This window comes from Bacteroides togonis (assembly GCF_900130135.1).
GTDB classification, from domain to species: Bacteria; Bacteroidota; Bacteroidia; order Bacteroidales; family Bacteroidaceae; genus Bacteroides; species Bacteroides pullorum.
This window is the reverse complement of record NZ_LT670820.1, coordinates 3708791-3722103: the sequence shown is the minus strand read 5'-3', so window position 1 is coordinate 3722103 and position 13313 is coordinate 3708791. Positions and strand designations below refer to the sequence as shown.

The following is a 13313-nucleotide window of genomic DNA, read 5'->3' as shown; positions in this document are numbered from 1 at the left end:
GATGCTATTAAATCATGACTTAAATTTGTTGATACAGTCGATATAGGCCTCGACAGAAGCGGCGATGATATCGGTATTGGCACCAAAACCGTAATAGATGCGGTTGTCGTACTCCACCTGCATGTGTACCTTACCCATGTCGTCGCTACCCTTGCTGATAGCCTGAATGGTAAATTCCTTCAGCGTCATCTGACGGTCGATAATCTTCTTCAAAGCCTTGATGGCAGCATCTACCGGACCGTTTCCGCTGGCGGCCGCCTCGAACTTTTCGCCCGAGATATTCAAACCAAGGCTGGCTACAGAGCGAACGCCCACACCACTGGTCACTTGCAAATACTCCAACTTAATGCGATGATTTTGGGTACGGTCAGCACCGGCCAAGACGAGGATGTCGTCGTCGTTGATATCTTTCTTCTTGTCGGCCAGTTTGAGGAATTCTTCGTATATTTTATCCAGCTTTTCTTGCGTCAGTTCTACGCCCAACACATGCAGACGGTTCTTTAAAGCAGCACGTCCGCTACGGGCGGTCAGTACGATGGAGTTGTCGTCGATACCCACGTCGTGCGGGTCGATGATTTCATACGTCTGTACGTTCTTCAACACGCCGTCCTGGTGGATACCCGAAGAGTGGGCAAAAGCATTGCGCCCCACGATGGCTTTGTTGGGCTGGACAGGCATATTCATCAGACTGGATACCATACGGCTCGTTGGATAGATTTTCTGCGTATTGATATTCGTCTCGATGTCGATGTCCTTGTGACACTTGATGATCATCGCAATTTCTTCCAGCGACGTGTTGCCCGCACGCTCGCCGATACCGTTAATGGTCACTTCCACCTGACGGGCGCCGTTCAATACACCTGCCATCGTATTGGCCGTTGCCATACCCAGGTCGTTATGGCAATGAGTGGAAATAACGGCGTTGTGAATACCGTCCACATGCTCCATCAGGTATTTGATCTTGGCACCATACTCCGAAGGCAGGCAGTAACCTGTCGTATCGGGGATGTTCACCACCGTCGCTCCCGCCTTAATGACGGCCTCGATGACACGGGCCAGGTATTCATTCTCCGTACGGCCGGCATCTTCGGCATAGAACTCCACGTCGTCCACAAAGCGGCGGGCATACTTCACGGCAGCCACGGCGCGCTCGATGATTTCCTCACGATTGGAGTTGAATTTATAGCGGATGTGCGAATCCGAAGTACCGATACCCGTGTGGATACGTTTGTGTTTGGCATATTTCAAGGCTTCAGCCGCTACGTCGATATCTTTCTGTACGGCACGTGTCAAGGCACAGATGGTAGGCCATGTCACTGCTTTGGATATTTCAATCACCGAATTGAAGTCGCCCGGGCTCGAAATGGGGAAGCCCGCTTCAATAACGTCCACGCCCAACAGTTCCAGTTGCTTGGCCACTTGGATTTTCTCTACTGTGTTCAACTGACATCCCGGAACCTGCTCACCATCGCGGAGCGTTGTGTCGAAAATAAATAATCTGTCACTCATCTTGTATATCGTATTTATAGTTATGTCCAACAAAAAAGCCTTTCGCACTACGGAAGTGAGAAAGGCTTCATATATCATTCAACATACATATAATCACGCACGACACTCACTTCCGCTACATCTTCCTAGCAGAATAATAATGCCGCACAGCAGAATATATGTAAAGTTCTGAATCATCTTATCTTCTTTTTGACTTTAAAACGCTGCAAAGGTAGAGATTATTTCATAGCATGCAAACAAATCCGTTACTTTTTTCAATCAAAATGCGACATTCTATAACAATACGCATATTATTGCAGTTAATATGAAACGAATCGAGGCGTATCCTCTGTGGACACGCCCCGATCTTTTTTATTTCTTTATCGAAAGGTTATTTCTCGCAAGCATTGTCGCACGCCTTTTTCGGGCAGGATGCGTTCTCGCAATCGCCGGCACAAGTTCCGTTACAGGTTCCATTGCAAGTACTATCATTGGCACAACATTCTCCTGCGCCTTTTGTGCATGCAGAATCACAAACTTGCGTGGTCGTTTCCGAATTTGCCTCTGCCGCCTTCTTGTTGCCACAGGACATCATAGCCAACGAAAACACCAACGCTACAGCTAAAAATACTCTCGTCTTCATAAATCAATTCTTCTTTTTTTAATGTATTAATATAAATTTCAGCGCAAATATAGTGAAACTCGCCCGATTTCGGATGGATTTAGGAAGAATAATGTAAACTATTGGGCTTTCAGGGAGATACGCAGCATTATTCCGCATTTGTAAATGTGTGCTTTGAAGCCGTTTTTTGAATAGTTAAGCGAAAAAATTGCTACCTATCCGTTGCCCATTCCAGTTGTATGGAGTTGTTTGAAAATCCTTTCTGCTCCGACCGTAAAGAACGCAGTTTCATCATTTTGGCTTAGCGAAGGTACTTATTTTTTTTGAGATATGAAAAATATAGGTTCCGGAAGTCAATGGTGATAGCTTTGTCGATGTCTGACGATATTTTACATGCCGATGATTAACTCTGTCTCCGTTAACTTTGCAAACAATGGAACAGATTATGAATCAGACAGATGTAAAGGTTTCGTTCTACCTTAAAAAGAGCGAGGCGGATGCCAAGGGAAACTGTCCCGTGATGGCACGGCTTATTGTCGGCAAGCACTCTGAAACAGCATTCAGTGTCAAGTTTCGTGTGCCACAGTCATTGTGGTCATCCGGACGGGCGTGTGGAAAAAGTGTTGCGGCAAGAGACATAAACAATAGACTGGATGAAATACGTGCTGCCGCGCTCGGCATCTATGCGGAACAATCCGCAATCCGTGAGGATGTAACAGCTGAAGATGTAAAGCATCAACTTTTGGGTATGGCTTCGGAACAGGAAACCCTATTAAGCTATTTCAGACTTTTCATTAGAAATTTCGAGAAACGTGTTGGGATCAATCGTACGGAAAAGACATTGAGGGCTTACCGCAATTCCTACAATCATCTGGTACGTTTTTTACAGATGCAATATAAGCTGTCAGATATCCCTTTTGCCGCATTGGACCGTTCCTTCATTGAAAAATATGACTTGTATCTACGTACGGAATGTTGTCTGGCTTCAGGCACAATAGTCAATCTTACCGTCCAACTGAAAACAATTGTCGGAGAAGCTATTGCTGACGGTATAATAACAGTATTTCCGTTTGTCGGATATGAACCGGTACATCCGAAGCCGGAACAGAAATATCTCACTTCTGAAGAATTGGATAGAATTATGACAACACCTCTGCATGATCAGATTCTTTATCATGTGAGAGATATGTTCCTGTTTTCCTGCTACACGGGTATACCCTACAGTGACATGCGTCTGTTGACAAATGAAAATCTTTCTCTTGCGGAAGACGGTACCTGGTGGATCAGAAGTTCTCGCAAGAAAACAGGAGTTGATTTTGAAATACCCCTTATGGAACTGCCGTTTCGTATCATAGAAAAATACCGTGATATGGCTCCTAAAGGAAAGCTTCTCCCTATGTATTCCAACAGTTCGTTGAATCGTTACTTGAAACGCATCGCCGAAATTTGCGGTATAGGGCGTAAGCTGGTTTTCCATGCAGCCCGGCATACCTATGCGACAGAAATTACTCTTTCGCATGGAGTCCCGTTGGAGACAGTCAGTAAAATGTTGGGACACAGTCGTATTGAGACCACACAGCATTATGCAAAGGTGACAGACAACAAGATAGATACAGATACGAAAACATTGGACAAGAAAATTTCTGAAAGATTTTCTGTAGTCATTTGATAAACGAATAAAAGGACAAGATTATGAAAGAAAAAATTAACAATACGGAAATCAGACATCGCAGTACATTTGCGATATTGTTTTATATAAACCGTACCAAAATCCGTAAGGATGGAACATGCCAGTTGCTGTGCAAGATAAGCATAGATGCCAAATGGGAACAGATAGGGACGAAAGTGTCTGTCAATCCTGCCGTCTGGAATCCGGAAAAGGGACGGGCTGACGGCCGCAGTGAGAATGCCCTTACCGTCAACCGGGCCATTGATGATTTGACCAAAGAAATAAATGAGCATTACAGACGGATAAAGAGCAGTCTGGGATTCATTACGGCAGAGCAGGTGAAGAATGCCGTGATGGGTGTCGGACAGAAGCCGCTTACACTCCTGGCTCTTTTCCGGGAGCATAACGAGGAGTTCAAAAAACGTATCGGAATAGACCGGATAAAAGAAACTTATGACTCTTACCTGCGTTCATATAAGCATCTTTCGGCTTTCATCGAGGAAAAACGTGGTGTAGAGGATGTCCTGCTACGTAATCTTGACCGTGTGTTCTATGATGACTTTGAGCTCTTTCTTAGAACAGACAGGAAGTTAAGTCCGAAGAGCGTGCATGAACATCTTTACAGATTGAAAAAGATGACCATGCGGGCCGTCAGTCAGGGCACTATACGTCGTGATCCGTACTGCCGTCTCCATCCGGAACTGCCCAAACGGAAAAGCCGTCATCTGAAACTGGAAGACCTGAAGACACTGCTTACAACTCCAGTCAATAAGCCACAGCTTCAGTTTGTCAGAGACATGTTCATCTTCTCCACCTTTACTGGACTTGCCTATACGGATTTGAAAAAACTGAGGGTAAATGATATTACCCAGTCTGAAGACGGTTCATGGTGGATTCATATCCACCGCCAGAAAACAGGAACACTGTCTTCTGTCCGATTGCTGGATATTCCGTTGAAGATAATCGAGAAATACCGGGAACAGAGAAAGGATGACAAGGTCTTCAATCTGTATAGTCGTACGTATTTCATTATGCTCGCCCACCAGTTGGGTGAAGTTTATGGATTTGAACTTACATTTCATAAGGCACGACACAATTTCGGAACTCATATAACCCTTTCATTGGGTGTTCCAATCGAGACAGTCGGCAAAATGATGGGGCACATGCGTATTGAGACCACGCAGCTTTATGCCAAAGTGACTGACAGGAAAGTGGACGAGGACATGAAACGGCTGAAAGCAGCCGGAATGGACCGAACTTTTGGCTTGTACGAAGAAGAGGTTATTGTCAGGAAACGGAGAAGGAAATTCGGATACCAATTGTCCGACAACAAAGAAACGACCTTGTAACGAGGCCGTTTCTTTTGCATTGTTTCATACCCATCGCTGTTCTTCCCTGCATCTTTTATATGCGTCGTCAAGAACTTTCTGTATGTCTGACTCTTTGTAAAGGGCTTTTCCCTGCACAAGGTAGTAAGGTATCACGCCGAGGGTCCGGTATTCCTGCAAGGTACGCCGGCTTACTTTCAACAGCTTTGAAAGTTCCTCGTCCGTGAGGAAATAATCACCGTGGAATGCGGGTCTCGGAGCTGTCCTTATTGCGTCTATCATACGCTCCATGTTTTCCAGCCCTTTGAAAATAGTATCAATCCGCTGGTCCTTTCTGTCTATAAGATCGTAACTCATGGCTTTCTTTTTTGTGGGTGATAACTTGATTCCAATATGCTTTGCACATCTTCCGGCTTGTAGAAGAACTTGTTCTTGATCCGGGTAAAAGGCAACAGCCCTTTCTCTCGATATACCTGAAGCGTTCTTTTGGATATGCGGAGAACCCCGCACACCTCCTGATTGTCCATCCATTTTTTCAGTCCCGCGTCTTTGGCCGGACTGCATATACCGGTGACCTTTTTCTCTATCATGCTGAGTCGGACAACCAGTTCGTCAAATGTCCGTTTGTCTATACATATAATTTCCATACTGCCGTTTTGTTAGGATTGAATACCGAACTCCTTTTTAATCTTTGCCGGAAGTACCTTTCCTTTCCTGCTCAGGAAGTCCTGGACTTCCGAAGCTTTGTAATAGGTACGTCCGTCAATCATGTAGTATGTGACGAGCTTCTTCTGGCGGTAGCGTGCAAGTGTACGCTTGGTAACACCAAGGAGTTCGCACATATCCTGGTTGTCAAGCAGTTTGTCACCCTCAAGGGCGGCAGTCTGCCTGTTCATGCGGTTCAGTCTGTCGTCTATCCTGTCAAACCGTTCCATTATCTGGTGGAGCATCATCTGGAATGTCTCCCTGTCTATCTGTATCATAATGAATTCTGTTTTTAGTGTAATAATTCCATTTTTTACACCGTGTTGCGCAACAGGTTTCATTATGATATAGGCCAAAACATGGACCAATGGAGCATATTGCCACATAAAAACATGGCAAGTCACTGAATAATAGAGAAATAAAAAATCAGCCCCATAAAAACGAGACTGATGGAAGCATTGCAAATGCAATATGTCGCAATACCTTATTGCAATGTTTTGCAATAAATCAGGCGGCAAATTCCGTTTTTGAATGTTTTGGTTTTTACGATTTTCCATTCACCCTGCGGTATATGTTTTGAGACGGATTTGTAGTCTGGACGGGTGGATGGAAACAGGAAGATGATTATCTCGTCAATAAGATGATAAAGTGAGAGGCCACGCAGGAGTTCTATGCTTTCTTCGTCATGTATTTCGGCTTGATAAAGGACTGATGGGGCTGACATGTCTTTCTCACACATGAAATCCACAAGCGGATAACCCGGATATAGCCGGCGGGTACTCTTACCGCGTCCATATGAAAATCCGTCCTTATCGTCTCTCAGCCATTGTCGCAACGGATCGTCCTCTGTCGGAATGGAGCCGTCTAATGTCATTGCTATCAGAACCCGTAACCTTGCCATACCTTTTTCCTTCAAATAAAAAGCGTGAAACTCACGCACTATCAGGTAGAGGCTCTGGTAAGCCCATTGTAGAATCATGCATGAGCTCACGCTATAAGACATAGCATAAGCTACACGCAATAGTCTCTACAATTTGAAATTTACCAGATTTCTACCTGAGACGTCTTGCGACTTATGTTGTAACATTCGGCAAGGCTCCAAGCAATGCCGATATTCTTTTCTTATGTTTTGACCGTCTGTCCTGCATGGCAGGACTTCCGATCATTTACAAATGTAGGCATTTTATTCCGAACAAGCATATAGAATACCTGTTATTTTCTGTTCAACCCGTATTTTTTCATCTTACGGTATAGCGTGGACGGGTCGATATGCAGCATGGCTGCGGCATGTTTGCGATTCCCGTGGGAGATTTTCAAAGCCTGGACTATCGAGCGTTTCTCTTCTGCATCGTTTTCGGGGAAAAGATTGATCTCCTCATTTGCCGCTTCCATTTTAATGTTCAGGTCGGTTGTTTTAATGAGCGGCTGTTTTGCCATGAGTACCGCCCTTCTTATTCTGTTATGCAGTTCCCGCACATTTCCCGGCCAATGGTAAGAGAGAAGCAGTTGTTCCGCTTCAGGGCTGAATCCCTCGGTTGGTCTTTTCAGTTCTCCGGAAAATTTTTTCCTGAAATGGTTTGCCAACGGCAGGATATCTTCAGGACATTCGTGCAGGGAAGGCATGACAATCTCGAATTCGCATAACCGGTGGTATAGGTCTTCCCTGAACCGTTTTTCCTGTATGGCAAGTTGGAGGTCCTCGTTTGTAGCGGCTACAATCCTGACATCAGCCCGTTTTTCCCTGTTGCTACCTATTGGAATGTATGTACCATCCTGAAGCACTCGTAAGAGCATAGCCTGGACTTCAACAGACAATGTACCTATCTCGTCAAGGAAAAGGGTGCCGCCTTTCGCCATTTCAAAATACCCGTCCTTATTGGTGTCGGCACCGGTAAATGTACCTTTTATGTGTCCGAAGAAGAGTGAAGGTGCGAGTTCCTTGGGTATAACTCCACAATTCACGGCGACAAACGGCATATCCCTCCGTTCTCCCATATAGTGGATACGCTGTGCCACCGATTCTTTTCCGGCGCCGTTCGGACCAAGTATGAGTACCGAAATATCAAACGGCGCAACAGTATTGACCAGATGTTCTATTTCTTTCATCTGAAGGCTGTTTCTGGGTAGCAAGCCCTTGTCCTTGTCACATATTACGGAACGAGGGTGGAAAATGTCTTTCAGTTGTCTCTGTAGTTCGTCCATTTGTACCGGTTTGGCCAGATAGTCTTTGGCTCCCAGTTTTATGGCTTGCACAGCACCCGGTACTGAAGCATATCCGGTCATGATAATGAAAGGAATATCCATCCGTTCCTTCCGCATCCATTCGAGCAAAGATATACCGTCCCCTTCCGGCAGGCGTACGTCGGACAGCACGAGGTCGAAACTTTCTTTCTTGAGCAGTTTTCGTGCCCCTGGTTCATCTATTGTTATCTCTGCTTCATAGCCGGATTTTTCCAGCCATTTTTTCTGTTGCCCGGCGAGCATGATGTTATCTTCAACTATCAGAATCCTGTATTTCATTCATGTTTTCATTTAATTATGTCCGTCCATTTCCGATAATCGGCTTTTTGTTTCGGCTATCAGCCAGTCAATTCTCTTGACAATTCTTTCTACATCGGTGCGGAATTCATACTCATCCGTATTTCCCGCAAACAGCTCACGGTTGTATGGTTCCAATTCATGGGATATGCCCAATTGTTCCCACACCGGATACATCCGGTGCAGTGTTTCCCTTATTCTCTTTTTGTCGGGGTTTAACGGATTCAGAGCTTCCCGCAAGTCCGAACTGTTCCTGCTGGATTCCTCTATAAGAGTCTCCAAGGTCCAGCGTTCGTCTCCCGTAGTGACATACAGAGCCTCGAAATCTGGGGAACGGTTATCATCCATAGTTCTGTCCTGTCCAATGAGTGACGAGAGAAATACAAGCAGGTCTCTTGTATAGAACGGCTTGTGGATACAGCCGGCAAATCCTGCCTGAATATAGCGGTCTGCATTGCCATCGTTACGGGCGGTCATTGCAGCTATGGGAATTGTCCGTGAATTTCCTATGTTGGAAAGGCGTAGCAGATGCAACAGGGCAAAACCTCCCGTACCACGCATCTGTATATCGGTCAGCAACAGGTCGTATTCTCCGGTTCTCAATGCTTTGACCACTTCCTGTGCATTGGTACAGGCTCGGCATGAGATACCGTTCCGTTCCATCATTTCAACTGTGTTGCGCAGCTGTATGGGATCGTCATCGACTACAAGAACCCGTCGCGGGAGTCTGAGACTTCCTGCTTCCGGTTTTGAATTGTCTATTACAGGATCATCAGTTTTTCTAAGCGGAATTTCCACCTTGAATTCGCTACCTTTACCGACCTGGCTCGAAACAGAGAGTCTTCCTCCAAACAGGTTCACCAGCCCTTTCGTAATGGAAAGTCCTAGCCCGAAGCCTTCTGAATCCAAATCCGGAGCAGCCCGTTCAAAGGGCTGGAAAATACGTTGTGTTGTGTTCTCGTCCATTCCTATCCCCGTATCTTTGACCTGTAGTGAAAGAGCACCGTCTTCATAACTTGCTTGAAGTTTGATACAACCTGTACGGGTGAATTTTACAGCATTCTCCAGAATGTTGATCACTATCTGCCTTATGCGGTCTGCATCGCCAAGGGCGGTGATGCCGCAACCCATAAAATCCTTGTCAAACATCAGTCCTTTGTCGTTCGCCTTGCGTGTGTATTCTTCAGCGATGCTTTCCAGAAAGGATTCAAGATGGAAAGGAATTTCGTTCAAGGTTTCTTTAGCATCGTCCAAACGGGAGAGGTCAAGCAGGCTGTTGGCTAGTCGGGTGATATGACGGGATGATTCAAGGATGTTTCCGAGATAGGCATTGCGGCGTTTCCGGTCCCGAGTATCCATGGCCAGTTCAGCACTGCCACTGATGGCATTGAGAGGTCCTCGTATGTCGTGGGAAAGTGTGATGATTATTTTCTTGCGCATGTCGGAGAGTGTACGGTTTTGTGCTGCCGTATCTTCCAGTTCAGCCTTGTCCCGTTCCCTTTGGTTAATGTCACGCATAATGATAAGGTGCGAGATGATGAGCAGGATGATGGCCATGCCGATTACTCCTGCCATTAAAAAGAATGACATTTTCTCTGCTTCTGTCATTTTTAACTCTCTTTGTGAGAAGGCAGTCTGTGCCTGTTCGTCAAGGTCATTTATAAGTTTGTTCAATGTCCTGTTCAATTCCCTATTGCGCATACGGAGGCTGTCGGCATAAATATCCATTTCGCTCGCTTGCCTTTGCTGTATGGCTATCAGGCTGTCGCTGAAATCATGAAGTTCTTTTTGGGATGGCATTACTTGCATTTCTTCTTTTTTCCCGAAGAATCCTGCAATCCCTTTTTTCTTTTGTTCTATGGTACGGATACGTGTCGCACGTCTCGCCACTTCCGGCAACTGGTTTACCAGCAGGCTGTCCGCTTCGGTCCGTCGCCCAAACATTTCCATTATGTGCAGTAGGTGTGTCTCCTTTTCGGCAAGCAGAGCACGAAGAGTGTCTATCTGTTCCGGGCGTACATATTCACGGCAGTGCCGTTTAAGCGAGTTCAGTAAACTGTCGGCTTGAAGTCGGCGGTTACGATAGTATAGATAGTCCGCTTTGTTCCAATTTACCACACCCTCACCCAATGTAGCGAGCCCCGTAATACGGCGATGTGCCGTGTTGATACTACGACGTATATGGCTTATGTTTGCCGTTTCAGCCTCAATTTCGCGCATCCGCTGCCGTTCATATACTAAAATGGCGGCCATGCTACCAATGACCGCCAAAAGGATGACATAGCCGAGAATAATCTTATGCTGTATATTCATATATCATTTACATACAATAGGGTATGCTATTATCTTTTTTATACTTTTTGTCAGAAATAGTCTCCCATTATCAATTCTTGTATACCTGATAAATATTTAGGATGAGAGTGACGATGATCAAATCTATATATAATATTTCTACAATCATTTACAAAAGAAGCCTTTAGACATGTCTTAATAAATTTAGCAACTCTTTCATCTTTTTCCTCAAAATATAAAAGATATGTTGAATTTCCATCTTTTATATCTAAAGCAGAATCTTCATCATTAATTTTTAAGTGAAGATGAATTTTAATATTTTTTTCAGTTGTATCAATTATCAATAATATTGAATGATGTGATTCATCTATTTCAGTTTTAATTTTTGTCTCATCTATTATTCCGCTGGAGATAGCGTCCTTATAAAGCTTTAGACCTTGTGCGGTTTCTGTAATTCGTTGAATAATTTTCAGTCCTTCCATATATTTCATTTCCCTTTTTTTTTCATATACTTTTGATACTAAATCTCTTAAGATGGCTTCTGGAGAATCTTTACTGTCATCATATCGTCCTTTATGTTTAGGATGTGCACAATCTCTGATATCTAGTTCTTTTGCTAAATGATCTCTCAACTTTTTACTATCTTTAAGTCTTCTATCTTTCTCGTCTATTAAACATTGTTTTGTTTTTATATCAAGAATACGACTTTCCTTATTCATCTGTATCTTTTTTTCGTACATAATATTATAATTTAATGATTTCATTAATGTATTTGGCATTTATTTTATGATTTATATTTTTTACACAAACAATCGCACACCGTCTTACCACATTCGTAATGGAACCCCCTGAAAGTTCCGTTTCGGCGGCTTTTGCGATGAGTTCTTCCGCATCATCCCCGAGCCATTCTTTCGGGAGCATACTGCGCCAGAGGGCGGCACGGAGTTCCTCATCAGGCATCGGGAAATAGATGATAGACTGGAAGCGGCGGGAGAAGGCTTCGTCGATGTTGGATTTCAGATTGGTGGCAAGTATGACCGTGCCGGGAAAATCCTCGATGCGTTGAAGCAGGTAGGCTACTTCCTGATTAGCATGACGATCGTTGGAGGTGTTGGTCGATGTACGTTTGCCGAATAAAGCATCCGCTTCGTCGAAGAACAGAATCCAATTGCGGTTCTCCGCCAGGTCGAAAACTTTGGCGAGGTTCTTTTCCGTCTCACCGATGTATTTCGATACAATCATGGACAAATCCACACGATACACGTCCATCTGGTTTTTCTTGCCGAGCAGAGTAGCTGCAAGGGTCTTTCCTGTTCCAGGTGGGCCATAGAACAAGGCACGGTATCCAGGCTTCAAGATGCGTTTCAACCCCCAATCCTCCATGATGGTGTGCTGGTGTGCAATCCATGTATTGATTTCTTCAAGGGCTTCGTATGTGTTGTAATCCAATATCATGTCCTCCCATTCCAATGGAGTTGTAATGAGCTTGGCCGGAAAACCGATTGTATAGTCTGGTTTATATTCCCGATCCAGCAGGACATGGCTCAGAAACTCTTCGGAGGGACGGAGCTGGCCGCTCAGGAACGGTTCGCCTTCGCCGGCTCCTTCCAGCCGCAAGATATTCTGCGTATAGAACCAGTGGTCCCGCTGGAACATGTGAATGACAGCCTTTTTTTTCTCCATGTCCTCTCCGGCGATAATGAACGAAGCGGTCTCGCCGGTGGGCAGGAAGCCACCATGAGACAGCCCTTTCCAGCCGCCGAACTCGGTGTACTGGCGGTCGAAGTTTTTGTTCTGCACGAAGAAGATATCCAATGCCTGCGGACAAGTATGTGGCATCAGAGCCAACATGATAATAACCCGTTCGTTGAACGTGATTTCCTGTCTGCCGGTCATGCTTTCCAGCCATTCGTCAGCAGGTGGTGTGACTTCCTCTATTGAGGCGTATTCACATCCTTGCTGAAAATACAGCTGTATGGCTGTGGTCAGCATCCTTTCAAACCATTCGATATGCGCTGTCATCATAGGCTACATCATTTCTGCATTTAATAACTGTTTGCTTTTGCACCCATCACATCGGCCTCATGTTCGAGGTCCACATTATCATTTACGGGCAGTCCGCTCACTTCGGTGGTCGGTTCGACACGGCCTGCCATCTGCTGAGCTACATGCCATGCCTCGTGGGGCAGATGCTGCTCCTGACCGGGAGCGATATGGATGTCCGTCCCTTGTGTATAGGCCAATGCCTGTACGGTTGCCGGTTTGTCCGAATTGTAGTGCACACGCACATCGTCCATAGAGAAGCCGGACAGGTCTTCGATGCCCGCTTTCAGATTATCGGGCATACCTGTCTCGTTCTTCTTCTGTACAGGCTGCTCGAATTTACCCTGTAGGGCTTCATCATCGTCTTCTTCACGCTGTATGGGTTGCACGAATTTTCCCTGCAACGGTTCGTCTTCTTCGTCATCAAGCCGTTGTACAAGCTGTTCGAACTTGCCCTGTAAAGTCTCGTCCTCGTCGTCAAGACGTTGTACGGGTTCTGCCACGGCCTGCAATATTCCGGCAGGACGGTTATCCGCAAACTCCAATGCGCCTTCACCATTACGCTTCTGCTGGATGGTACGCGCCACTTTGTTTTGATAGGTCTTTTCCGCTTCCATATAGGTATATA

General features: G+C 45.3%; 13 protein-coding genes. 2 read left to right on the top strand and 11 right to left on the bottom strand.

What is annotated here, in order from left to right:
* Positions 1-12: 12 nt before the first annotated feature.
* Entirely contained in the window at positions 13-1509 is a 1497-nt protein-coding gene (locus BQ8005_RS15715) for a 2-isopropylmalate synthase (protein ID WP_021847122.1), read from the bottom strand.
* 370 nt (positions 1510-1879) lie between these two features.
* Positions 1880-2131 carry a hypothetical protein gene (locus BQ8005_RS15710; protein WP_075318686.1) on the bottom strand — a complete coding sequence of 84 codons (252 nt, stop codon included), beginning with the start codon at positions 2129-2131 and terminating at the stop codon, positions 1880-1882.
* A gap of 424 nt (positions 2132-2555) precedes the next feature.
* Here BQ8005_RS15710 and BQ8005_RS15705 point away from each other — a divergent pair, with 424 nt between their 5' ends.
* Positions 2556-3779 carry a site-specific integrase gene (locus tag BQ8005_RS15705; RefSeq protein WP_075319301.1) on the top strand — a complete coding sequence of 408 codons (1224 nt, stop codon included), beginning with the start codon at positions 2556-2558 and terminating at the stop codon, positions 3777-3779.
* Positions 3780-3802: 23 nt separating this feature from the next.
* Positions 3803-5128: a site-specific integrase gene (locus tag BQ8005_RS15700; RefSeq protein ID WP_075318685.1), complete on the top strand. Its 1326-nt coding sequence runs from the start codon at positions 3803-3805 to the stop codon at positions 5126-5128.
* Between the two features lie 24 nt (positions 5129-5152).
* On the opposite strand, the gene BQ8005_RS15695 is transcribed toward BQ8005_RS15700, so the two are convergent.
* The 9 genes from BQ8005_RS15695 to BQ8005_RS15655 form a co-directional block, all read right to left on the bottom strand.
* Positions 5153-5464 carry a helix-turn-helix domain-containing protein gene (locus tag BQ8005_RS15695; protein WP_075318684.1) on the bottom strand — a complete coding sequence of 104 codons (312 nt, stop codon included), beginning with the start codon at positions 5462-5464 and terminating at the stop codon, positions 5153-5155.
* Complete coding sequence (locus BQ8005_RS15690; RefSeq protein ID WP_075318683.1) at positions 5461-5754, bottom strand: helix-turn-helix domain-containing protein; 294 nt, start codon at positions 5752-5754, stop codon at positions 5461-5463. Before BQ8005_RS15690 ends, BQ8005_RS15695 begins: the two co-directional genes overlap by 4 nt.
* Positions 5755-5766: 12 nt before the next feature.
* Positions 5767-6090 carry a helix-turn-helix domain-containing protein gene (locus BQ8005_RS15685; protein ID WP_075319300.1) on the bottom strand — a complete coding sequence of 108 codons (324 nt, stop codon included), beginning with the start codon at positions 6088-6090 and terminating at the stop codon, positions 5767-5769.
* Positions 6091-6296: 206 nt separating this feature from the next.
* Positions 6297-6713, bottom strand: coding sequence for a hypothetical protein (locus tag BQ8005_RS15680; RefSeq protein WP_075319299.1), 417 nt, complete (start codon positions 6711-6713; stop codon positions 6297-6299).
* Between the two features lie 311 nt (positions 6714-7024).
* Positions 7025-8332 (bottom strand): sigma-54-dependent transcriptional regulator, encoded by a 1308-nt coding sequence (locus BQ8005_RS15675; protein ID WP_075318682.1) that lies wholly within the window; start codon positions 8330-8332, stop codon positions 7025-7027.
* Between the two features lie 12 nt (positions 8333-8344).
* Positions 8345-10663: an ATP-binding response regulator gene (locus BQ8005_RS15670; RefSeq protein WP_075318681.1), complete on the bottom strand. Its 2319-nt coding sequence runs from the start codon at positions 10661-10663 to the stop codon at positions 8345-8347.
* A 50-nt stretch (positions 10664-10713) separates the two neighbouring features.
* Complete coding sequence (locus BQ8005_RS15665; protein WP_159436282.1) at positions 10714-11361, bottom strand: hypothetical protein; 648 nt, start codon at positions 11359-11361, stop codon at positions 10714-10716.
* 25 nt (positions 11362-11386) lie between these two features.
* Positions 11387-12664 (bottom strand): ATP-binding protein, encoded by a 1278-nt coding sequence (locus BQ8005_RS15660; protein WP_075319298.1) that lies wholly within the window; start codon positions 12662-12664, stop codon positions 11387-11389.
* A 23-nt stretch (positions 12665-12687) separates the two neighbouring features.
* Complete coding sequence (locus BQ8005_RS15655; protein WP_083610584.1) at positions 12688-13302, bottom strand: eCIS core domain-containing protein; 615 nt, start codon at positions 13300-13302, stop codon at positions 12688-12690.
* Between the last annotated feature and the right edge of the window lie 11 nt (positions 13303-13313).